Here is a 21,615-nt window from a genome sequence, read left to right as displayed (position 1 = left end):
GGGGTTGTGAATACTGTCGCCGCTGGCGAAGGCTGCGATCGAGCGCAAAGCGGTCGCGCTCTTCTGCGCCAGCGGCGACAGGATTCCAGTTAAAAGGTGTAGTCGGCGGTCACGAAGAACGAGCGGGGCTCGCCCATGATCCATTGCTGGCCGCTATTGTATTGGCTTATGGCGTACTGGCGGTTGAACAAATTGTTCAGGCGCAGGCCCAGGGTGGTTTTGGGCAGGGCTTTCCAGCTCACGGAGGCATCGACCACGGTGTAACTTGGCAGCTCAACGGTGTTGGCCGTGTCGGCATAGCGTGCGTCGACATAACGTACGCCGGCCCCGGCATTCAGTTCATCGGTGAGGGTTTTGCTCAGCCACAAGTTAGCGGTACGGCGCGGCACGTCGGTCGGGCGATTGCCTTTGCGCGAGACGCCGCCATCATCGAAGGTGTCGTATTCGGCACGCACCACCGAGGCATTCGCCTGCAATTGCCAACGGTTCGGCAGTTGCATCTCAAGGCTGGCTTCGAGTCCGTCGGATGATTGCTCACCGACTTGCAGCGACACGCTCGGGTTATTGGGGTCGGGCGTCAGCAAATCCTTTTTGACGATATGGTACGCCGCCAGTGTCCACTCGCCGCGCTGGTCCCAGAACATCTGCTTGAAGCCAATTTCGGTCTGGCGGGCTCTGGCCATGTCAAAACCCTGCTCGGTCGGGTACAGGCTGATCAGCCCGGCCACGCCGTCGACGCTGGTGGCTTGTTGCGCGTACACCGACATGTCCGGCGTCAGTTCATACACCAGGCCGACTTTCCAGCTGTTGGCCGACAGGCTGCGGTCAGTGCGAGCGTGGTCGATCAGGTCATCGCGGTCCAGGTGCACGATGTCGCGGCGCACACCGGTGACCAGCGACAGTTGATCGCTGAGCTCGGTGCGGTTCTCGGCAAACAGCGACACCTGTTGGGTGGTGGTCTTGAACTGATCGCGGTACGGCGAATGGCTGACGAACTCGCCACGGTCCGGGTGGTATCGATCAATCGGTTCGCCGCCGTCCACCGCATCGTCATAGGGCGCATTGCTGTGCAGATCGAAATGGATACGGTTGTAGTCGACGCCCACCAGGGTTTTGCTGTTCAGGCCCATCAGGTCATGGTTGAGGGTGAAGGTCTGGCGGTCGCCCACCTGTTCCTGTTGATGCTTGATGCTGAAATAGCCACTGCGCAGCAGGGTTTGCCGGTTTTCGTCCCAGGCATGGTTTTCGGCGTTCTGCCAACGGCGCTGGGCCTTGAGGTAATACAGTTCGTTGCTGGCCACGAGGTTGTCGTTGATCTGCCACTCGCTGTTGAGGCGTGTCCATTGATCGTTGTAGTGCAGCTTGGCGTCCCGCACATTGTATTGCTTGTCACGCAGGCTCTTGTGATAGCGGCCGTTGATCAGCGGTACGCCGAAATCGTTTTGCGGTTGTTGGTCGCCATAGTCGTGGCTCAGGGTAAAGGCCAGGTCATCGCGGGCCTGCCAGCGTAGAACGGCGCTGATATAGGTGTTCTCGGAGTCGCCGTGGTCGATCCAGCCATTGCTCTGGGTATGGTTGATAGCTAACCGATAGCTCAGGGTGTCGGTCAGCGAGCCACCACTGTCCAGTGCCTGCTGCCGGGTGTCGTCAGTGCCATAACCGACACGGATGCGGTTTTCGATTTCGCCGCTGAACGGCTTCTTCGGTATCACGTTGATCACTGCGCCGGTCGCGCCTTCGCCGTACAGCACCGAGGCCGGGCCACGCAGCACGTCGATTCGTTCCACTGACCAATCGTCGACCGGGAAGGTCACGGTGCCAGCGCCGCTGTACATGCGGATGCCATCGTAGAGCTGCATCACCGAGCCTGCACCGACAAAACCGCGGGCCGAGTAGGATGAACCGCCGTTGCCCGGGTTGCCATTGCTGGTGATGCCCGTGGTACGGGTTACCGCCTCCTGTACGTTGCGGTCACCGCGTGCGCGAACCCGTTCGCCGCTCAGGCTTTCGACACTGGCCGGGGTTTCGAGGCTGTTGAGGTTCAGCCGTGAGCCGGCGCTGGTCGCGGTCTTGAGGTCGGTGTGTTCGGCATCGACTGCAGGCGCTGTGATGCTGGCAGCGGGCAACATCAGCGAAGGGGCGGTGTCGTCGGCCTGGGCGCTGTTGATCGCCAGCAGGCAGAGGCTGGAAAGCAGGTAGTTGTTCATCGGGGCAGTGAGTCGCTTATTTCAAGAGGTGTACCCGCTGCCTCCTGGCGGCGGGTCATGCTGCGTGCAGCGTGTTGCCATTCAATGGGTGATCGTGGCGCGTCAGTATAACCAGCGCTCTGGAATGCGCCTCTCGGATGCCTAATCCTGGTTATGAGTGACGTTCACGTTGCCGGGTTGAACGAAAGATCAGCAACAGGCGATCCAGTGCCCACACGGCAATCAAAGAGGCGCCCACCAGCGGGAATACAATCGCCAGCGCGAGCATGATCAGCACCCCGGCTTTCCAGGTCGGCAGTTCGTGACGCAAGGGCGGTACGCCCCAACGACCTTGCGGGCGGCGCTTCCACCAGATCACCAGGCCGCTGATCGAACTCAGCAGGATCATCAGGCACACCAGCAGGATCGCAATCTGGTTCAGTGAACCGAACATTTTGCCTTCGTGCAGCATGACGCCCATTTCAGTGACGCGGGCGACAGTGGGGTAGTGCTGCCAGCGCACGTCGGCCAGTACCTCGCCGGTGTATTGATCCACATGCAGGGTGGCGTCATTGCGCGGGTCGTCCGCAAACACGGCGATGGTGAACACGCCTTCGGCGGTGGTGGGCAGGGTGATGCTGTAGCCCGGCTCGACCTTGCGTGCCGTGGCGGTTTCAAACACCTGTTGCAGGGTGACGCCGGGCGCTGCCGGGCCAGCCGAGTGACCGGCATGGGCCATGTGTTCGGCATGGGCGCCGGAGGTCGGCATCGGCGTGTTTTCCATGGCCCAGGGCACGGTCTGGCGAGTCGCGGTGTTGAGCGTTCGGGCTTCAAGGTCGGATGCGGGCACGTCCATCCACATGGCGGCCGGGAACTGATTCCACAGTTCGGCGTATTGCTTGCCCCAGAAACCGGTCCAGGTCATGCCGCTGAGCAGCATGAACAACAGCAGGGCGGCGCCCCAGAACCCGGTCACGGCATGCAGGTCGCGCCACAACACCCGACCGCGCCGGCTCAGGCGTGGCCACAGAATGCCGGCTGCCGATTGCCCGCGTGGCCACCACAGGTAAAGCCCGGAAATCACCAGCACCACGCCCCAGCCAGCAGCCAGTTCGATCAGCCGGTCACCGAGGGTGCCAATCATCAGTTCGCCATGCAGTGCCCGGGCCACGGCTTGCAGGTTGAGTTTGGCGTCTTGCTCGCCCAGCACTTCGCCGTTGTACGGGTTGATAAACACATTGAGCTCGCGCCCGCCGTCATGAATGACGAACTGTCCGCTGCGCTCAGGGTTGATCGGGGGCAGGTACTGGCTGATATGGCCCTGTGGATAAGTGGCCTGCACCCGCTGCAACTGTGTGTCGGCGCTGAGGCGGTGATGGCCCGGGCTGACGTTGAGCAGGTGGTCGTACATCAAGGGGTCGAGCTGGGGCTTGAACAGATAGATGATGCCGGTCAGCGCCAGCAGGATCATGAATGGCGCAACGAACAGCCCGGCATAGAAGTGCCAGCGCCAGGCCAGGTTGTAAAAAGACGGTGTTGGTTGGCTCATGTGAGCGGCTCCGCGAAGATGAGTTGGCGTTCTGCAGGCGCGATCACGCGCGCCTGCAGAGAGCGGGTCAGGTGTTTAGAAGCTCACATCCACTTTGGTCCACAGGGTGCGGCCCGGTTCATTGATCGGCCTCGGGTCGTTGGCCGGATAGCCGTAGCCCGCGTTACCCGCCATGTTCAGGTGCTCGCTGTAGTTTTTATCCAGCAGGTTGTCGACCCCGGCGCTGACTTTGAGATTCGCGTTGATGCGGTACGCGCCATTCAACGAGAACACGCCAAACCCGGCGCTTTTGGCGTAGTCCTTGCCGACCACGTTACCGGCGTTGCGGTCGATGCGGTTTTGCGCGGCAACCACGCGCCACAGGGCACCGGCGCTCCAGTCGTCTTCGCTGTAGGTGAGGCCAAAGCGAGTATCCAGCGGCGGCATTTGTGGCAGGGCCTTGCCGTCGGTGCTGTTCTTGCCCCAGGCATAGGCCAGTGTCGCGTCGGCTTTCCAGTGCGAGGTCAACTGATAGGCTGCCCCGAGTTCGCCGCCCATGATGCGCGCATTGATGTTTTGTGCCTGGGAGGCGCCCCGGCTGTAGTCGAACAGGATGTAATCACGGACTTCCCCGGCGTAAGCCGATACCCAGGCTTCCAGGTCCGGGGTTTTGTATTGCAGGCCAACGTCGAGTTGCGTGGTTTTTTCAGGTTTGATGGCATCGAACGCATTGACCGAGCCGGTAGGGCCGGACGTCGGCGAAAACAGTTCCCAGTAATCCGGGAAGCGCTGCGCATGGCCAAGGCCGGCATACACCGTGGTCGGGCTGTCTGCCAGGTCGTGCTCGTAACGGATGAAGCCGCTGGGCAGGGTGTCGGCGCGGGTTTTATCGAGAGTGGGGTTGGCGCGGGCCATCATCCCCGAGCCCAGTTTTGCGCGGTAATCCCTGGCTGACGCGCGGTCCACCCGTGCGCCGGTAATCACGCGATCCCGCTCGGCGGCGTACCAGGTCAGCTCACCAAAGGCGCCATAGTTATGGAAGTCGGCGTCTTTGCTCCAGTTCTGATCCTTGTAGGTGTCGATGCCCATGCCGGAGCGCTTGCGATGCTCGTTGGTCTGCGCGTCGATCCCGCTGATCAACTGATAATCAGCCCAGCGCCAGGTGGCTTTGATCCGCGCTCCCAAGGTGCGGCGGTCAACGTTGCTGGCCATGGGGCCGGCCATCATGCCGGTGCCTGAGGGCGTGCGCAGGCTGTAGTTATCCATGACGTGGTCAGCGTAGTTGTAATAGACCTGCGCTTCGATGCTGTCGAGCACCTCGCCGATATTGGACTTTTCAAAGCGCAGGCCGAGGCTTTCACGCTTGTACTGGCTGCCGTCCATGCCGCGCCCGGCGGAGCGAGCTTCACCATCGCCCTTACCGGCGGTGAGTTCGAGCAGGGTGTCGGCGTCCGGGGTCCAGCCGAGGGCAATATCGCCGTTCCACTTGTCATAGCGCGACGGCACCGTGTCGCCATTGCCGTCTTTGTAATCGTCCGAGCGGGCGGTGTTGCCGATCACCCGCACATAGCCTTGAGGGCCACCGGCTGCAGCGTCCAGGGTCTTGTCGAAGCGCCCGTTGGAGGCCGCCAGCAGGCTTGCGTTGACCCGTGTGCCCAGCTCGCCAAAGTGCTCCGGTTCGCGTTCAAACAAGATGGTGCCCGCCGACGCGCCAGGACCCCAAAGCACGGTTTGCGGGCCTTTGATCACCGTCAGCCGGTCGTAGGTTTCAGGTGAGATATAGGACGTCGGGGCGTCCATGCGCCCGGGGCACGCGCCGAGCATCATGCCGCCGTTGGTGAGGATATTCAGGCGCGAGCCGAACATGCCACGCAGCACCGGATCACCATTGGTGCCGCCGTTACGGATCAAGGCGAAACCGGGAATGGTCTTCAGGTAGTCACCGCCGTCACTGGCGGGAACCGGTTGGCGCGGGTCCTTGGGGTGGGTGACCACCGTCAGCGGCGAACTGGGCGCCACGGCGGTGACCACCGTGGGGCTCAGTTCGTTGACAGGCCCGGTCGAGGTCTCGGCCAGGGCCGCAGGTGACAGCAGGGCGCAGCACAGTGCGCTCAAGGTAAAAGGCAATACCGTTTGGCCAGGGGTCAAACGGTAAGCAGCAGTAAAGCGGGACATAGACATTCCATTCTTCAAGCAGATACGACACGGCCATGCACCTGCGCCTGTCTTGAGCAGGCTGCGGGCAGGCCGGGTGGTGAAGGAGGCGGTTGCTTAAAGAAAGGCGGGCGGTGCGCGGGAGCGAGCGCCGGGGAAGACCGGTTGCCGGGCATGGCCCAGTCGGGTGTGCAGCGCCAGATAACCCTTGGGACGCGGCGCATCCAGCAGGGTCAGGTCAGGGCTGTGCGGCAGCGCCGGGCAACTGAACAGCAGGGTGCAATAGCCGCACTTTTCCCACATGGCGTGGTGATCAGTGGCAGGTGCCTGATGCTCTGCATGTTCCCCATGTCCGGCATGGGCCGACATATCCATGTCCATGCCCACGTTCATCGACATGGGCATGATCATGGAGGCGTGATGATCCATCGGCACCGCTTGGGAAATCAGCGGGCCGATAAAGATCATCAGCATGGCAAACAGGCTCAACCAACTGCCGCGAATCTGCGACATGGAGTGCCTGGCGCGAGGGGTGCGCACCGGGTTCAAAAACCGTGGCGGTTAGTGGGCGTGAGCGTGATCCACAGGGGCGCCGGGGGCTTGCTTCTGCACATTGACCTCAACCGGAACGGCACCGGCCTTTTCAAAGTGCAGGGTCATCGGGAAGCGTTTGCCGTCTTGCAGCAGGCTGCGGTCTTTCAGACCGACCAGCATCACGTGGTACGCCATGGGCGCAAAGGTGACAGTGGCGCCAGCGGGCACGTCGACGCTCGGGACCGGTTGCATTTTCATCAGGTCGCCCTGCATCACGTGCTCATGCAACTCGGCCTTGTCGGCAATCGGGGTGTCGACGCTGAGCAGGCGGTCGGCGCTGCTCCCGGCGTTGTGGATCACGAAATACGCAGCCACCGTCGGTGCGTTGGGCGGCAGCTCCTGGGACCACGGGTGAGCGATATCCAGCTCGCCGCTTTTGTATTGATGGGCGTTGGCAAAAGTGGCAGGCAGCAAAAAGGCCGCCGCAATCAGGGCGTGCTTGACCAGTGACAGGTTCAACATGGCAATTCTCCGGAACGATTCAAGGCGCAAAAGGGTGCGGGGATGAATCAGGCCAGAGGCGACGCGCGGGGGTTGAGGCTCGGCCATTGCTGGCGCGGAGTGGGGCGTTTGAGGTGATCCGGGACCAGGCTGTGGCCATGTTCGATGGCCGCGAAGTACAGCGTGGGCACATGGGCGGGCAAGGCCACCAGCGGGGCCGAGCCTGAACAGCACCAGCAATGCTGCATGGTGGAGTGATCGTCTGGCTGGCTGTCACCGGGCTCAAAGGTCCCCAGCGATACCGAGACCATTTTGGTGCCCATGGACGTGCAAAAGCTGCTGACCATGAACTGTTCGACGGGCGCACGATCTGACCGGGGCATCGCACCGGCCATCGACATGGCGAGCATGTTGAACAGCACTGCGAAGCAGGCGATCCAGGCAAATGCCAACCGTTGTCGGGACATGACGGATTCCGTGAATCAAGCGATCAAGGCGACTATTAAGCCTGAATGATCAGCGTAAGTAAAAAGGTCGGGTATGCGGTGAAACGTCGCGCAAGTTTAAACAATATGTGGCTCTTTGGTTCTGTATTTCATGTAGGAGAAATCTGGTGAGTAATGAGCGCTCTACTCATCGGAATGACCTGGTGCCCACTGTTGACTGGACTTTTGCCCACCGCCAAACAGGATGATCAAACGCTTTGCGTCATGTAACAAATAGATTCTATGCAAAGCCCTGGGTATTCAAAGCCTGCAATACCTCATCCACCGTCCATAACTCGCGCTCCACCGCCGGCAGCACCGGGCGTTTGAGGATCAGCACCGGCAGGCCGTGTGCCCGGGCGATTTCGAGTTTGGGTTCGGTGGCGCTGCTGCCGCTGTTTTTGCTGATCAGCACGTCAAACCGGCGCTGTTCGAACAGGGTGCGTTCGTCGTTGAGGGAGAAGGGGCCGCGTGCGCCGATGACGTCGCAGCGGGCATTGCCCGGATACGGGTCGAGGGCGCGCAAGGTCCAGAATTGGCCTTGGGGGATTTCATCCAGATGCGCCAGTGGCTCGCGGCCCAGGGTAAAGAACGGTCGCTGGAAGGGTTTCAGCGCGTCGACCAGTTCGGACCAGTCAGCGACTTCACGCCAGTCGTCGCCTGTCTGCGGCTGCCAGGCCGGGCGACGCAAGGCCCAGCACGGGATGGCGCAGATGGCTGCCGCCTGAGCGGCGTTCTGGCTGATTTGAGCGGCATAGGGGTGAGTGGCGTCGAGCAACAGGTCAATGCCTTGTTCGCGGATGTACTGAGCCAAGCCCTGGGCGCCGCCGAAGCCTCCGACCCGTACCTGGCACGTCAGATCCCCGGGCACGCGGCCCACGCCAGCCAGGCTGTACACGTGGTGCGCTGGCAGTGTCCGGGCGATGGCCAGGGCTTCAGTCACCCCGCCAAGCAATAAAAGGCGTTTCATGCAAAGGCTCCGGCGTGACCGACGATCCCGCCCTGACGGTCAATGGCAAACACTTCGACCTGCACCTGTGCCGGGACGACGCTGCGGGCGAAGTCCAGGGCGTGCTGGCACACGGCGTCGCCCAGCGCGATCCCGGCCGCACTGGCCATCGCCAATGCTTGCTGGCTGGTGTTGGCCTGGCGGATGGCGTCTTGCAGCGAGGCATCGGCGCCGATGGCGGCGGCCCAGTCGGCCAGTTGCGGCAGGTCGATGCTGGAATGCCGGCTGTGCAAATCCATATGCCCGGCGGCCAGTTTGCTGATTTTTCCGAAGCCGCCACACAGGCTCAACTTATCCACAGGGACTTTGCGCAGATGCTTGAGCACGGCCCCGACGAAATCGCCCATCTCGATCAGGGCAATTTCCGGCAGGTTGTAGACCCGGCGCATGGTGTCTTCGCTGGCATTGCCGGTGCAGGCGGCAATATGCAGATAGCCATTGGTCTTGGCCACGTCGATGCCCTGATGGATGGAGGCGATGTACGCCGCACAGGAGAACGGCCGGACGATACCGCTGGTGCCCAGAATGGACAGCCCGCCGAGAATCCCCAGGCGCGGGTTCATGGTCTTCAGGGCCAGGGCTTCGCCATCGCGCACATTGACCGTCACTTCGAAACCACCGCTATAACCGAGCTCTTGCGCCAGTTGCAGCAAGTGACCGCTGATCATCTTGCGCGGCACCGGGTTGATTGCCGGCTCGCCGACGCCCAGCACCAGACCCGGGCGGGTCACGGTACCGACACCTTGGCCGGCGATAAAGCCAATGCCCGGCTGCGGCGTGAGGCGTACGCGGGAGTACAGCAACGCGCCGTGGGTCACGTCGGGGTCGTCGCCGGCATCCTTGATCGTGCCCGCTTCGGCACCGTCATCGAGCAGGCGGCAGAACTCCAGGCGCATCGTGACGACCTTGCCTTTGGGCAAGGTGATTTCCACGGCATCATGGCTGACGCCGCTGAGCAGCAAACGGGCGGCAGCCAGGCTGGTGGCGGTGGCGCAGCTGCCGGTGGTCAGGCCACTGCGCAGGGGCGCGGGTTGTTCGGCGGTTTCGTCACGCATCGTGGGGCTTGGTCATTTCAAGAAGTGTGATCGGCAAGGCCTGCCGCCAGGTGTCGAATTCGCCCAGCGGTTGGGCCTGCGCGACATGCACGCGGGTCAGTTCGCCGCCATGCTGCTCGCGCCAGCTCATCAGGCGCATTTCACTTTGCAGCGTCACGGCATTGGCCACCAGCCGGCCGCCGGGCTTGAGCTGCTGCCAACAGGTTTCGAGCACACCCTCGCGGGTGACGCCGCCACCGATGAAAATCGCATCCGGCCGTTCCAGGCCAGTGAGGGCGTGCGGGGCCTTGCCGCGAATCAAGTGCAGGCCGGGTACGCCCAACGCATCACGGTTGTGTTCGATCAGTTGCTGGCGCCCGGCATCGGCCTCGATGGCCAGAGTGCGGCAGCTCGGGTAGGTGCGCATCCACTCGATGCCGATCGAGCCGCTGCCCGCGCCCACGTCCCACAGCAACTCACCGGGTAACGGCGCGAGGCGGGCGAGGGTGATGGCGCGTACATCGCGTTTGGTCAGTTGCCCGTCATGCTGGAAAGCGCTGTCGGGCAGGCCGCCAACCCTTGACAGTGGCCGGGCCGTCTCATCGGCCAGGCATTCAATGGCGATCAGATTGAGGTCGGCGATCGGCGGGTCGCTCCAGTCATTGGCGCTGGACACGAATTGCCGTTCGGCCGGGCCGCCCAGATGTTCAAATACGCTCAGGCGGCTGGGACCAAAGCCGCGCTCGCGCAGCAGGGCCGCGATGGCCGCCGGGCTGTTGCCGTCGTTGCTCAGCACCAGCAGGCGTACACCGCTGTGCAAATGGGCATTGAGTGCGGCAAGGGGACGGGCGACCACTGACAGCGTGACCACATCCTGCAACGCCCACCCCAGACGGGCGGCAGCCAATGAGCAGGAGGACGGCGCGGGCAAGATCAGCATCTCGTCGCACGGTACTGCGCGAGACAGGCTGGCGCCCACGCCGAAGAACATCGGGTCGCCACTGGCCAGCACGCAAACCGGCTGCCCGCGTGACGCCAGCACCGGCGCCAGCGAAAACGGGCTCGGCCAGGTCAGACGCTCGGCGCGGACACAGGCGGGCAGCAAGTCGAGCTGACGCGGACCGCCAACCACCCGGGTTGCACCCAGCAAGGCACGGCGGGCATTTTTGCCCAAGCCTTTGAAGCCGTCTTCACCGATTCCCACAACTGTAAGCCAGGGCGACATGCCAATCCTCTTGTTCAACGTCGATTGATCCATCCGCACCGACCGCACAGGTCCGCAGATACTCGACGCATGATACGCGCCTTGGCCTGCGGATGCCTTTGGTAGCCGTGCACGAGCAGAACGAGGCCGTGTCCGGCGGCTACCAGGGTGAGTTCGTTATGCCTCAGGCGCCAACCTTGCACGTTGAGCGAGTCACAGCTGTCACGCAGTCACCGCTCAAGGTCATCGTGCCCAAACAGCCCGCACGGGTTATTGTGCTTCGCGAACACGCCCGTTCCTGCCAAGAAATTCAATCGATCAAGTGAGCACGATTGCCAGCGATCCAGCACACACCTGCGCGATCCGGCCATGGCCGCCAAGCCATACGTCAGACGTATCGTATCCAGGCTTTTCATGCCAACGGCCAAAGCAGGCATAATGCGCGATCCGCACGCGCGCCTAGCCTTCTCTGGATCGACTTTTGACCTTGCCACCTCAACCTTCTGCCACGACGCCCGTGCGCCCTTCGGCTTGTCCGGGGTTGCTGCGTATCGTCCAGGCGATGGACGGCGGTATTTGCCGGGTCAAACTGGCGGGCGGCTCGATCACTGCCGATCAGGCCGTGGCCGTGGCCGAAGTCGCTCAGCGCTATGCCAGCGGGGTGATCGAAGCGACCAATCGCGGCAACCTGCAAATTCGCGGGGTGGGCCCGCAGCACACCGAGCTGATTGCGCCGTTGCTGGCGGCCGGGCTAGGCCCGGGCCACGCGGCCAGCGATGACGTGCGCAACCTGATGCTCAGCCCGAGCGCGGGCATTGATCCGCAGATGACGATCGATACCTGGCCCCTGGCCCGGCAGATTCTCGCCAGCCTTGAAACCACCCCGCGCCTGGCCGAGCTGTCGGCCAAGTTCGCCGTGCAACTGGACGGTGGCGAAGGGTTGGCGATGCTCGAACATCATCACGACCTGTGGTTGTCGGCGTGCGAGCAGGATGGCCAGACGCTGCTGGCCTTTGGCCTGGCCGGTTGCCCGGCGCACAACCCGGCATTGGCTGCGGTGCCTGTTGCGGCGGGCCATGAACTGGTGCTGGCCGTGCTCACACTGTTTCTCGACCTGGCCCGCCCTGAGCAAACCCGGATGCGCCATCTGCTTGAGGAGGTGCCCGTTGCGCAGTGTGTTCAGTTGTTGGCGCAACGACTGAGCGTTGCCCTGATTCCACTGACGGGCTGGCACCGCGAGATCAATCCCAAGCCGCTGCACATCGGCATTTATCCACAGCGAGAACCGGGCCGGATCTGTATTGGCGCCGTTGCACCGTTGGGGCGGCTGGATGCGCGGATGCTCAACGGGCTGGCGCAGGTGGCCCGTGAACACGGCGACGGCACCTTGCGTTTCACCCCATGGCAAAGCGTGTTGTTGCCCCATATCTCGGCGGCAGATGCTGTGCGCGTCACTGCTCGACTACAGGCGCTGGGCCTGCTCTGTGAGGCGGCCGATCCCTTGGCGCATCTGGTCGCGTGCACCGGCTCCAGCGCCTGCGCGAAAGGCCTGGCCGACACCAAACAGGATGCCCGCCAGTTGGCGGCGGGCTTGTCCCGCCCGCTGAATATTCACCTGACCGGCTGCCGGCGTTCCTGTGCGGCGGCCCACGAAGCGCCAGTCACGCTGCTGGCGGTGGCACCCGGTCATTACGACCTTTATTTACGCACCGCAGAACAGCCGGGTTTCGGCGTTCTGCGTGAGCGAAACCTTACTATTGAAGCGGCGAGCGCCTGGCTTGAGGCCCGCCAATGGAGCAACACTGATGATTGATTACATCCGCGATGGTCAAGAGATCTATCGCAACTCGTTCGCCATTATCCGTGAGGAAGCCAACCTCGATCGCATCCCGGCAGACCTGGAAAAACTCGCGGTACGAGTGATTCACGCCTGCGGCATGGTTGATGCTATTGACGACCTGCGCTTTTCGCCGGGCGCGGGCAAGGCCGGGCGTGATGCCCTGGCCGCCGGCGCGCCGATCCTGTGTGATGCGCGAATGGTCTCCGAGGGCGTTACCCGGGCCCGTCTGCCCGCCAATAATCAGGTGATCTGCACCCTGCGCGAAGCAGGCGTACCGGAGCTGGCTCTGGAACTGGGTAACACTCGCTCGGCAGTCGCGCTTGAGCTGTGGCGTCCGTACCTGGAAGGCAGTGTGGTGGTGATCGGCAATGCACCGACCGCCTTGTTCTACCTGCTGGAAATGATCGACGCCGGTGCCCCGAAGCCGGCACTGATTCTGGGCTTCCCGGTCGGGTTTGTCGGCGCAGCCGAATCCAAGGCGATGTTGGCGGCGGACAGCCGCGGAGTACCGTTTGTGATCATGCAGGGCCGTCGCGGCGGCAGCGCAATGGCCGCTGCAGCGGTTAACGCCTTGGCGACGGAGATCGAATGATGACGCAACCTGGACGTTTGATCGGTTTGGGCGTTGGCCCGGGTGATCCCGAGCTGATTACGGTAAAAGCCTTGCGCCTGCTGCGTGAGTCGCCGGTGGTGGCTTACTTCGTCGCCAAAGGCAAAAAGGGCAATGCATTCGGCATCATCGAAGCGCACCTGCAAGGCGCTCAAACCTTGATGCCGCTGGTGTACCCGGTGACCACGGAAGCCTTGCCGGCGCCGTTGTCGTATGAGCAGGTGATCAGCGACTTTTATGACGAGGCGGCTGAACACGTGGCCGTACATCTGGCGGCCGGCCGCGATGTGGCGGTGATCTGCGAAGGTGATCCGTTCTTCTACGGCTCTTACATGTACTTGCATGACCGTCTGGCGCAGCGTTTTGAAGCTCAAGTCGTCCCGGGTGTGTGCTCGATGCTGGGTGGCGCTTCGGTGCTTGGCGTGCCGCTGGTGTACCGCAACCAGAGCCTGTCGGTGCTGTCTGGCGTGTTGCCTCACGATGAACTCAAGCGCCGCCTGGCCGACGCCGATGCGGCGGTGATCATGAAGCTGGGGCGCAACTTTCACAAAGTGCGCGAAGTCCTGGGTGAGCTGGGGTTGGCCGAGCGTGCGCTGTACGTCGAGCGTGCGACCATGAACAACCAGAAAATCGTGCCGCTGAATGAAGTCGAGCCGATGTCTTCGCCTTACTTCTCGCTGATCATCGTGCCCGGTGAACGGTGGCAAGGGTGAATCGCGGCGCACCGGCCATTGTCATCCTGGGCAATGGCAGCCTGAACACGGCGCGGCGTATCCAGCAACGCTACCCGCAGGCTCGGATTCACGGTCTGGCGCAGCGGGTTGAAGGTGCTGACTGCACCTACAGTGATTTTGGCGCCACCTTGCGTCAGCTGTATCAGCAGGACACGCCGATCATCGCCTTGTGCGCCGCAGGTATTGTGATTCGTTCGCTGGCGCCGGTGCTGCTGGAGAAGGGCGCAGAGCCGCCCGTCCTGGCTGTGGCCGAAGACGCCAGTGCGGTCGTGCCGTTGTTGGGCGGGCTGGGTGGGGTGAACGATCTTGCGCGGGAAATCGCGGCACACCTGGCCGTGGCTCCCGCGATCACCACCAGCGGCGAATTGCGTTTTGGTACCTGTTTGCTGAACCCGCCGAGCGGCTATGCCCTTGGCGATCTGGAACTGGGCAAACGGTTTGTCTCTGACTTGCTGGCGGGTGAACCGGTGCGCATCGAAGGCGATGCGCCGTGGCTGGCAGGCGCGCAATTGTCCGAAAGTCAGCACGCTCGTTTGGCGATCCATGTGGGCAGCGCTGAGCGTGCGCCGACCGCCAATGAGCTGTTGATCTACCCGCGCAATGTGGTGGTGAGGGTCAGCACGCCGACCGCTGAACTGGCGCAAACCGTGCGTGACGCGTTGCACGCCGCCAGCCTCGCGTGGCAATCGCTGGCGTGTCTCATCGCAGAAGAAACCTTGATGGCGAACGTGCAGGTGCACGAGGCCGCAGCGGCGTTGGGCGTGCCGTTGCGTTTTGTCAGCACGGGCGAACAGACCCGGTCTGTCGCAGGCCAAACCCTGGCCTGGCATGAGGCGGACAACGCACTGGCGCTGGGCGTGGCTCCTGCGCCTCTGGATCCGCAACAGATCGGCCGCGCGCGCGGACGGCTGGCCGTCATCGGGCTTGGCCCGGGCGCTGCCGACTTGATGGTGCCGGCGGTCAAAGCCGAACTGGCCCGGGCCAACGATGTACTGGGCTATGAAACCTATGTACGCATGGCCGGACCGTTCCGCGACGATCAAGTGCTGCACTGCACCGATAACCGTGAGGAGATGCAGCGCGCACGGCATGCCTTCGAGCTGGCGGCTCAGGGTCGTTCAGTGGTGGTGGTGTCGTCGGGCGACCCTGGCGTGTTTGCTATGGCAGCGGCGGTCCTTGAAGCCTTGCACGCGTCCAGCGACCCGCAGTGGCACCGCGTTGAGCTGGAAATGTTGCCGGGAGTGTCGGCATCCCTGGCGACCGCGGCACAGGCCGGCGCACCGCTGGGCCATGATTTTTGTGTGATGTCACTCTCGGACAACCTCAAGCCGTGGAGCATCATCGAAAAGCGCCTCGACCTCGCCTGCGAGGCGGACCTGGCGCTGGCGTTCTACAACCCGATCTCCCGGTCACGCCCGTGGCAACTGGGGGTTGCACTGGAAATCGTCGCCCGCCACCGCACCGCGCAAACGCCGGTGGTATTGGGGCGGGATATCGGTCGACCCGGGCAGACGTTGCGGGTGACCACGCTCGGCGAACTGACCCCGGAGCAAGTCGACATGCGCACCATGGTGCTGATTGGCTCGTCCACCACCTGCACCTTCCCGCGTGCCGATGGTCGGGAGTGGGTATACACCCCGCGCTGGTATGGCGAAAAACCCTGATGGCCGATCTGGATCACGTTTAACAACAATGGCCCTTGATGGGCCATTTTTGTCAGGGCGTTATACCGGGCAGACGTGTGCAGCGCGTTATCGTGATTGAGTAGGTTTTTTCTGCTGTTTAATGAATATTTTGACAGTGGTAAGTGGGTTTGCTTACTTTGTTTTGTGGTTTATTTAGTTCTGTTTATTTAAGGCCTTTAATATTCAAGTTGATGCGGGATAGGCTCGTAAAGTTTGTAATATTTAGTATGGCGTTAAGGTTGGTGGTCAGAGTTTTTGCCGTCTAAGTTTTAACGTGTCGGGCAACTCATGGTTCGACACCTTTAAACTTTATGGGACTTCGAAGTATGTTGATCACTGAACAAGCACTGCCGACTGAACGTGAAAGCGAACAGTTTTTTAATCGCATGAAAATGCCGGCTCAGCCTCAGTTTGCAAGAATGAGTGCGTTGTCAGCACCCGGAAAAATGCAGGGTGCTTCGGACCTGCCGACTGGATCAGACGAAGCTGGCGCCGTAGTAGGCAAGAAGGCGCCGATCATCATTGCCTTTGCCGACGGCCTTGCGCCGGACAAACGCCATGCCGCAATGAACAGCACACAACTGTCAGAGCAATATGCCGACAGCAAGGCAGATCGCAAAACCCAGGCGCTACGCTGGCATGATGCCTATGTCGAAAGCATGCGCCATTGTGGCTGGATCTTTACCAGTTATGTGTTCTCCGACCACGACACTTCCAAAGCGAATGTCTCAATGGACAGTATCGTGATGGATATTGTCAGCATGGTCGCGGGGGCCAATACCCAAGTGGTTCTGGAACTGTTGGGACGGGTCTTTGACGCGATCAAACAGGACACGCCGACCATTAACCTGTTTGACAAGAACAGCAAGAAAGACTCGGTCGGTCATTGCCAGATCATGCCGTGCATGGAATCCCCCGGGGGCATCGGTGTGTCGGTATTTACCGGGCTGGAGTGTCACTTTTCGAGCCTTGAAGGCGGTGCCTGGTTCTGGAAGTGGAAAACTTCCAACTTGAAAATCAAAAAAGCGGCAACCATGGTCAATTTGAACTTTGCGCATTATCAGCGGCATGAACGCACGATTCTGTCGAAGCTCGATGGTGCCGCCGATGACTTCTTTGCCAACGTGCGCTTTTAATTTTTGAATCGTGACCACGAGATCGCTGTTGGGGCCTTGCCTGTGCTGCGGTATGGAGATTTTTCAACATGGACTATGACGTGAAAGTGGTGGCAGGGCAGTTGCTTCTGTTATCGAAGTCACTGGCGCCCGGGCACAAGGAGGATGTGGTGCAGTCGCTGCTATTTGCGCAGCTCTATGCCAACTCCAGGGCCGACAAGTTCTGCCAGGCGCTTGAATGGGACAAGTATCAGGTCAAGGCCCTGCAAGAGGCCCGGTGGATTACGACACTGGTTCAGACCCGAAGCAATCAGCCTTCGCCCCGACAGGTCATGAGTGTTTCCCGGTTGCTTACCCTGCAACTGGGCAGTGTGCTGGAGGAAGGGGCCAGCGTCCGGCTTGACGCCGTCAGCCGTGCACTGACGGCACTGGCGCGAACGCCGGTCGCCCGGCAGGTCTTTGACGAGGCTTGCCTGATGCGCACCGCGATGTGCGTTACAGAAGATTCGGCTCCTGCTTCACGGGTATCGCTGCAGGTGACGCTGGTAGAGCCCGGTGCGTTGGCAGTGTCCATCCAGATTGGCTTCACGACGCGGGTGGCCTTCGCTGACGATTTGCTGACACGGCGCTTTTCAGGTCTTGATGTGGACGGGGCGGTGGTGACGTCTGTCACGCGCACGGAGCTGGATATCCCTAATTACGCTCGCGTACGAAGCAAAATCCTCACGGCCCTCGGTACCCAGCAGGAGACGCTGGTGGTTGAGGTGGGAGTCCCGCTTGTATCGGCTGAGTGGGCAGGCAGGAGCGAGACATGAGTCAGCAGGCGGTGCTGGTGGCGGGAAACCTGATTTCTTTCGCTGAAGGCGTGACAGAGCAGGATCGTCAGGATGTCATGGACTTGATGCTGTATGCCGACCTGTCAGCCAGCAAAAAATATGATCAGACCACCTTGAGCATCAGTTGGCTAAATCATTACCAGCAACGGTTGATCAAGTTTGGCTGTGAACTGAAAGCGTTCATTGATCCTGAAACACTGTTCGCTTCGGATTTGCAGAGTTTCTATCAATTGACCTGCCAGGTGTATGGCAGTGTGGGGTCGCTCGCGCTGTCGCAGCAGCTGCGTGCTTCTTTCTCGGCGCTGGACCTGGATCAAACGGCCAAGGATTTGTTTCAGCGCTCCATGGGCAGCGCAAGGAGCGTGATCATCAAGGCCACGCCTTGCGAACTGACCGCCAGCAATGAACTGATGATTCTGTTTTGCGCCATCAAGCTGACGTCGACGGTAGACGTCGAGGGCTTTTTGTTCTGGAAAGAGACATTCCGCGATTTGAGCATTCGCCCCGACGGCGGTGTTTTCCTGTTTCGCCGGGAGATCTACGACCGCTATCGGGCGGGTATCCGAAGCAGGTTGGCGGGGCTTTCAGAGCAGTTCTTTCACCCGCTGAGGGCCCCGCAGCCCTGAAACCTTTCGTCCGGCTTGGGCGCGGCTCAGGGCACCATGTAGCCCCGGATGCCGGTAAAGATGATCTGTGCGGCAAGGGCGCAGACGAACAGTCCCATCAGGCGACTGACGATCTGCAGCCCTTGCTCCCCCAAAATGCGTTCAATCCGGCCGGACAGGTAAAGCACTACGCCAACGGTCAGGCTGGCCAGCGCAATACTCACAATGGCCATCAGCTTGTCGTCCCAGTGCGGCTGTCCGACCCCCATCACCAGCAATGCACCGATAGTGCCCGGCCCTACGGTCAGCGGGATGGTCAGCGGTACGATGGTGACGTCCTGGTTCACGTTGTCAGTCTGCACTGCTGACTTGCCCTGAGCCATGCCCAGGGCGGAGATGAACAGCACGCTACCGGCGCCGATGCGGAACGCATCCACGGTGATGCCAAAGACGTTGAAAATCACCCGGCCAAAGAGGTACAGCAATACGCTTGAGACCAGTGTCGCCAGTGCGACCTTCCAGGCCAGGTACCGGCGCTCTTTTTTAGAATAACCACGCGTCAGGCTGATAAAGCACGACAGCACGAAGAACGGGCTGTAGAGCACCAGCATCTTCAAGTAAACACTGAATAACACATGGAGCATGGTCGGAGCTCACATAGAAGGAGGGCGCCGAAAGTCTATCAGGCTGCCAACAATCTGTCGGCTTACGTCTGGTTCCACTGGGCATGAGGTTCACGCATCTCGCGTTGAGCGACCCAATACTCCACCAGTTCACGCAGTTGTGACAGTTCCACCGGCTTGGCCATGTGGCCGTCCATTCCTGCCTGTCGGGCGCGCTCTTTGTGTTCGCTCAGAATGTGCGCAGTCAATGCCACCACCGGCGTGCGAACGCGTTGGTGACTGACTTCCCAGGCCCGAAGTTGTTCGGTGGCCGAAAACCCGTCGAGCACCGGCATCTCACAGTCCATCAGCACCAGGTCATAGCGATGGGCTTTCATGGCGTGCAAGGCTTCTTCGCCATTACAGGCGTTATCGGGTTGCACGTTGAGTTTGCCCAGCATGCCGCGGATGACCTTGGTGGAGATGTTGTTGTCTTCGACCACCAGAATACGGAAGTCGCCGGGCACTGAGACGGGCGCCGCTGCCGGGCCATTGTGGGCGGTTTGTACGGCTGGTTGGCCCTTGCTGCGTTGGGTCAGCTCATCGGCCAGGGTGGTTTTCAGGGTGTAACCTGCCACGGGCTTGGCCAGGATGCGTTTGATTCCGCAGTTACGGGCGATGATCTTGCTGGGTGCGTTGCTGATCCCGGTGAGCATGATCAACAAAATGTCGTGATTCAGGCTCGGGTCTTCCTTGATCTTGGCAGCCAGTTGCATGCCGGTCATGCCGGGCATGTTCTGATCCAGCAAAACGATATCGAAGTAATCACGCAGGTGAGCTTTGGTGCGCAGCACGGCGAGGGCTTCTTTGCCCGAAGCCGCGGCACTGACATTCAAGCCCCAGGCCGAGCACTGCTGTACCAGCACTTTGCGGCAGGTGTCGTTGTCATCGACCACCAGCACTCGGGCGTCCTTGAGCGGGCTGTCCAGGTCGGATGTCGGGTGCTCGAGGTGCTGCGGGTCCAGTGGCAGGGTCAGCCAGAGATTGCTGCCCGTGGTCTGCCCGGTTTTTATCCCGAACTCGCCTCCCATCAGCATGATCAACTGGCGCGCAATCACCAGCCCCAAATGGCCACCCAGGCGGGTAGCGGCCAGGAAGTTCTTGCTGTGCAGCTCAGCGTGCAACAGCGCCTCGCGCTCCTGATCATCCATCGGCTGGCCGGAATCCTGAATGGCAATCCGTAGCCGTGGCGGGCCACTGCGCTCTTCCAGGGCCACGACGATGAGAATCTCGCCTTCGGTGGTTTTCTTCAGGGAGCTTTCCAGCAGGCTCAACAGGGTTTGGCGCAAGCGCGTAGGGTCGCCACCAATGACGCGTGGGACTTGCGGCTGAATGAAGCTGATGAGCTCGACATTCTGCTGTTCGGCCTTGGTACGGAAGATGTTCAGGCAGTCTTCAATCAGGGCATTGAGGTCGAACTGCACATCGTCCAGTTCGATTTGCCCCGATTCGAGTTTGGAAATATCGAGTATTTCGTTAATCAGCGTCAGCAGTTCATTACCGGCACTGTGGATGGTCTGTACATAGTCACGCTGCTTGACCGACAACGGTGTCCCCAGCAGCAGTTCGGTCATGCCCAGCACACCGTTCATGGGGGTGCGGATTTCATGGCTGATCTTGGACAGGAACTCGGTCTTGGCGTTGACCTCGGCGTTACTGGCGGCCAGGTCGCGGCTGATGCTGAACTGGCTTTCAGTGATGCTGCGATTACGCTCGCTCAAAGCGACACTCATCAGGCAGCCGCTGATGCAGATCACCAGCATCAACGCCAGGACCAGCTCTTGCGGGGCAATCAGGGTCAAGCTCAGGAGTGCAGGCAGAATCACCAGGCTACCGATGTTGAACACCACCATGGCCGCCACGAACAGGCGGGCAGGGCGGTAGCCCTTTTGCCAGTGGTAAGCGGCAACCAGCAGTATGCTCAGGCTGGCCAGTCCGACCAGGCCGTAGGTCATCAGGTTCAATGGCAGGGTGTCGATAAACAACAGCAGCAGGCTGGCGAGGGTGATGATCAGTATGTCGGCCAGCAGCAGTTTATTCAGCGGGTGCGGGCCGCGGGGCGAGAAGAAGCTGTAGGTAAACATCAGCCCGCAAGGCGCCGTGATCAGCAAGGCCAGGTAGGCGCCGGGGGTGTGGGCAACACGCCAGTCGGGGAGCCAGGGCCCCAGCAAGTTCAAGAACAGCACGGCACTGCTCAGGAGCAGGATTTCGCAGATGGCGAGCCACAGGCTGCTGATGGAGCGGGTGAAGGCAAATCGCAGGAGGTTATGCAGTACCAGCATGATCAGGCAGCCAAGCAGCAGGCCGTAGAGCAAGGGCATGCCTTGGTTTGCGGCAAGCATGACGGCGGTGTCCAGGGTTATGTGCGGGCGCATCTGGTGATTGGAGACCAGTCGCAGGTAAACATCGAGCTCATGAGGACTCTGGGGCAAGGGCAAAATATAGTCGCTGCTCGGCAGGGGTTTTTCCGCCGGGCTCAGGTCATTGCCCGTGGTGATTTCGTTGATCAGTTTTTGATCATCGAGGACGTACATGTCCAGCCGGGCCAGGTCGGGCGCAAACACCCGCACAACCTGTTCGTTTTTTTGGGGGGTTAGCCGTAAGCGTAGCCACAGAGCCTCGCCGGGTTTAGCGGCGGCCAGTTGATCGAGCTCGATGGGGCTGAATTGATGGGCCAGTCGTGCAGAGCGGACATCGCTCAGTTGCAGGTCACCCTGAGGGTCCGGCAGAGCTGACCAGGCATTGCCTGTAGCTGAATGTGCCGGCAGCGAGACGAGCAAGGCGGTCAGCAAACTGAACGTTACAGCTATGGCGATCCTGAGCCAGCGCAAGGCGAAATCCCTTCGTAAAGTGAAGCCAGAGGTGAACTATGCGCGGCGCTGGAACAGTTAGG

Annotated in this window: 19 protein-coding genes; 8 read left to right on the top strand and 11 right to left on the bottom strand. The window is 61.2% G+C overall.

Annotation, left to right across the window (positions count from 1 at the left end):
• Window positions 1-89: 89 nt before the first annotated feature.
• The 9 genes from AWM69_RS16170 to cbiE form a co-directional block, all read right to left on the bottom strand.
• A complete protein-coding gene (locus AWM69_RS16170; RefSeq protein WP_218727521.1) occupies window positions 90-2,207 on the bottom strand; it encodes a TonB-dependent siderophore receptor in 2,118 nt (705 codons plus the stop codon).
• 151 nt (window positions 2,208-2,358) lie between these two features.
• Entirely contained in the window at window positions 2,359-3,735 is a 1,377-nt protein-coding gene (locus tag AWM69_RS16165) for a PepSY domain-containing protein (RefSeq protein WP_218727519.1), read from the bottom strand.
• Window positions 3,736-3,810: 75 nt separating this feature from the next.
• Window positions 3,811-5,889 carry a TonB-dependent copper receptor gene (locus tag AWM69_RS16160; RefSeq protein WP_218727518.1) on the bottom strand — a complete coding sequence of 693 codons (2,079 nt, stop codon included), beginning with the start codon at window positions 5,887-5,889 and terminating at the stop codon, window positions 3,811-3,813.
• Between the two features lie 96 nt (window positions 5,890-5,985).
• Window positions 5,986-6,381 (bottom strand): DUF2946 domain-containing protein, encoded by a 396-nt coding sequence (locus AWM69_RS16155; protein ID WP_048382691.1) that lies wholly within the window; start codon window positions 6,379-6,381, stop codon window positions 5,986-5,988.
• Window positions 6,382-6,429: 48 nt separating this feature from the next.
• Window positions 6,430-6,924 (bottom strand): copper chaperone PCu(A)C, encoded by a 495-nt coding sequence (locus AWM69_RS16150; RefSeq protein ID WP_218727517.1) that lies wholly within the window; start codon window positions 6,922-6,924, stop codon window positions 6,430-6,432.
• Window positions 6,925-6,971: 47 nt separating this feature from the next.
• Window positions 6,972-7,370 (bottom strand): DUF2946 domain-containing protein, encoded by a 399-nt coding sequence (locus tag AWM69_RS16145; RefSeq protein WP_218727516.1) that lies wholly within the window; start codon window positions 7,368-7,370, stop codon window positions 6,972-6,974.
• A 259-nt stretch (window positions 7,371-7,629) separates the two neighbouring features.
• Complete coding sequence (locus AWM69_RS16140) at window positions 7,630-8,358, bottom strand: cobalt-precorrin-6A reductase (RefSeq protein WP_218727515.1); 729 nt, start codon at window positions 8,356-8,358, stop codon at window positions 7,630-7,632.
• On the bottom strand, window positions 8,355-9,452 hold the full coding sequence (locus tag AWM69_RS16135; protein WP_131653577.1) for a cobalt-precorrin-5B (C(1))-methyltransferase: 1,098 nt from the start codon (window positions 9,450-9,452) through the stop codon (window positions 8,355-8,357). Before AWM69_RS16135 ends, AWM69_RS16140 begins: the two co-directional genes overlap by 4 nt.
• Complete coding sequence (gene cbiE / locus AWM69_RS16130; RefSeq protein WP_218727514.1) at window positions 9,445-10,656, bottom strand: precorrin-6y C5,15-methyltransferase (decarboxylating) subunit CbiE; 1,212 nt, start codon at window positions 10,654-10,656, stop codon at window positions 9,445-9,447. Before cbiE ends, AWM69_RS16135 begins: the two co-directional genes overlap by 8 nt.
• A 92-nt stretch (window positions 10,657-10,748) precedes the next feature.
• Between cbiE and AWM69_RS16125 the strand changes: the two genes are divergently transcribed.
• The 8 genes from AWM69_RS16125 to AWM69_RS16090 all read left to right on the top strand — a co-directional run bounded on the left by AWM69_RS16125 (window position 10,749) and on the right by AWM69_RS16090 (window position 18,081).
• Window positions 10,749-10,961, top strand: coding sequence for a hypothetical protein (locus AWM69_RS16125; protein ID WP_218727513.1), 213 nt, complete (start codon window positions 10,749-10,751; stop codon window positions 10,959-10,961).
• A 236-nt stretch (window positions 10,962-11,197) separates the two neighbouring features.
• On the top strand, window positions 11,198-12,448 hold the full coding sequence (gene cobG, locus AWM69_RS16120; RefSeq protein WP_256930385.1) for a precorrin-3B synthase: 1,251 nt from the start codon (window positions 11,198-11,200) through the stop codon (window positions 12,446-12,448).
• Window positions 12,441-13,067: a precorrin-8X methylmutase gene (locus tag AWM69_RS16115; RefSeq protein WP_218727512.1), complete on the top strand. Its 627-nt coding sequence runs from the start codon at window positions 12,441-12,443 to the stop codon at window positions 13,065-13,067. Before cobG ends, AWM69_RS16115 begins: the two co-directional genes overlap by 8 nt.
• A complete protein-coding gene (locus AWM69_RS16110) occupies window positions 13,064-13,798 on the top strand; it encodes a precorrin-2 C(20)-methyltransferase (RefSeq protein ID WP_131653573.1) in 735 nt (244 codons plus the stop codon). Before AWM69_RS16115 ends, AWM69_RS16110 begins: the two co-directional genes overlap by 4 nt.
• The gene (gene cobJ / locus AWM69_RS16105) at window positions 13,795-15,483 is read left to right on the top strand and encodes a precorrin-3B C(17)-methyltransferase (RefSeq protein WP_218727511.1); all 1,689 of its coding nucleotides are present in this window, start codon (window positions 13,795-13,797) and stop codon (window positions 15,481-15,483) included. The genes AWM69_RS16110 and cobJ overlap by 4 nt, the downstream gene beginning before the upstream one ends.
• A gap of 347 nt (window positions 15,484-15,830) precedes the next feature.
• Entirely contained in the window at window positions 15,831-16,640 is an 810-nt protein-coding gene (locus tag AWM69_RS16100; RefSeq protein ID WP_131653571.1) for a hypothetical protein, read from the top strand.
• A 68-nt stretch (window positions 16,641-16,708) separates the two neighbouring features.
• Window positions 16,709-17,434 carry a hypothetical protein gene (locus AWM69_RS16095; RefSeq protein WP_218727510.1) on the top strand — a complete coding sequence of 242 codons (726 nt, stop codon included), beginning with the start codon at window positions 16,709-16,711 and terminating at the stop codon, window positions 17,432-17,434.
• Window positions 17,431-18,081, top strand: coding sequence for a hypothetical protein (locus AWM69_RS16090; RefSeq protein ID WP_131653569.1), 651 nt, complete (start codon window positions 17,431-17,433; stop codon window positions 18,079-18,081). The genes AWM69_RS16095 and AWM69_RS16090 overlap by 4 nt, the downstream gene beginning before the upstream one ends.
• A gap of 26 nt (window positions 18,082-18,107) precedes the next feature.
• Here the strand turns inward: AWM69_RS16090 and AWM69_RS16085 are convergent, their stop codons facing one another.
• Window positions 18,108-18,704 carry a MarC family protein gene (locus AWM69_RS16085; protein ID WP_048382678.1) on the bottom strand — a complete coding sequence of 199 codons (597 nt, stop codon included), beginning with the start codon at window positions 18,702-18,704 and terminating at the stop codon, window positions 18,108-18,110.
• Between the two features lie 62 nt (window positions 18,705-18,766).
• Window positions 18,767-21,553 carry a hybrid sensor histidine kinase/response regulator gene (locus AWM69_RS16080; RefSeq protein WP_218727509.1) on the bottom strand — a complete coding sequence of 929 codons (2,787 nt, stop codon included), beginning with the start codon at window positions 21,551-21,553 and terminating at the stop codon, window positions 18,767-18,769.
• Between the last annotated feature and the right edge of the window lie 62 nt (window positions 21,554-21,615).

This window comes from Pseudomonas sp. D1HM, assembly GCF_019266105.1.
GTDB classification, from domain to species: Bacteria; Pseudomonadota; Gammaproteobacteria; order Pseudomonadales; family Pseudomonadaceae; genus Aquipseudomonas; species Aquipseudomonas taetrolens.
Note: the sequence above shows the minus strand (reverse complement) of the source record. Positions and strands in the feature narration are given on the sequence as shown.

What these genes read in the sequence shown, in the direction of transcription:
- AWM69_RS16170 (WP_218727521.1), bottom strand. Translation starts at nt 2,207, where the DNA reads ATGAACAACTACCTGCTTTCCAGCCTCTGCCTGCTGGCGATCAACAGC.
- AWM69_RS16145 (WP_218727516.1), bottom strand. Translation starts at nt 7,370, where the DNA reads ATGTCCCGACAACGGTTGGCATTTGCCTGGATCGCCTGCTTCGCAGTG.
- AWM69_RS16090 (WP_131653569.1), top strand. Translation starts at nt 17,431, where the DNA reads ATGAGTCAGCAGGCGGTGCTGGTGGCGGGAAACCTGATTTCTTTCGCT.
- AWM69_RS16115 (WP_218727512.1), top strand. Translation starts at nt 12,441, where the DNA reads ATGATTGATTACATCCGCGATGGTCAAGAGATCTATCGCAACTCGTTC.
- cbiE (WP_218727514.1), bottom strand. Translation starts at nt 10,656, where the DNA reads ATGTCGCCCTGGCTTACAGTTGTGGGAATCGGTGAAGACGGCTTCAAA.
- AWM69_RS16165 (WP_218727519.1), bottom strand. Translation starts at nt 3,735, where the DNA reads ATGAGCCAACCAACACCGTCTTTTTACAACCTGGCCTGGCGCTGGCAC.
- AWM69_RS16110 (WP_131653573.1), top strand. Translation starts at nt 13,064, where the DNA reads ATGATGACGCAACCTGGACGTTTGATCGGTTTGGGCGTTGGCCCGGGT.
- AWM69_RS16150 (WP_218727517.1), bottom strand. Translation starts at nt 6,924, where the DNA reads ATGTTGAACCTGTCACTGGTCAAGCACGCCCTGATTGCGGCGGCCTTT.
- AWM69_RS16155 (WP_048382691.1), bottom strand. Translation starts at nt 6,381, where the DNA reads ATGTCGCAGATTCGCGGCAGTTGGTTGAGCCTGTTTGCCATGCTGATG.
- AWM69_RS16135 (WP_131653577.1), bottom strand. Translation starts at nt 9,452, where the DNA reads ATGCGTGACGAAACCGCCGAACAACCCGCGCCCCTGCGCAGTGGCCTG.
- AWM69_RS16125 (WP_218727513.1), top strand. Translation starts at nt 10,749, where the DNA reads ATGCCTTTGGTAGCCGTGCACGAGCAGAACGAGGCCGTGTCCGGCGGC.
- AWM69_RS16140 (WP_218727515.1), bottom strand. Translation starts at nt 8,358, where the DNA reads ATGAAACGCCTTTTATTGCTTGGCGGGGTGACTGAAGCCCTGGCCATC.
- AWM69_RS16095 (WP_218727510.1), top strand. Translation starts at nt 16,709, where the DNA reads ATGGACTATGACGTGAAAGTGGTGGCAGGGCAGTTGCTTCTGTTATCG.
- cobG (WP_256930385.1), top strand. Translation starts at nt 11,198, where the DNA reads ATGGACGGCGGTATTTGCCGGGTCAAACTGGCGGGCGGCTCGATCACT.
- AWM69_RS16100 (WP_131653571.1), top strand. Translation starts at nt 15,831, where the DNA reads ATGTTGATCACTGAACAAGCACTGCCGACTGAACGTGAAAGCGAACAG.
- AWM69_RS16160 (WP_218727518.1), bottom strand. Translation starts at nt 5,889, where the DNA reads ATGTCCCGCTTTACTGCTGCTTACCGTTTGACCCCTGGCCAAACGGTA.
- AWM69_RS16085 (WP_048382678.1), bottom strand. Translation starts at nt 18,704, where the DNA reads ATGCTCCATGTGTTATTCAGTGTTTACTTGAAGATGCTGGTGCTCTAC.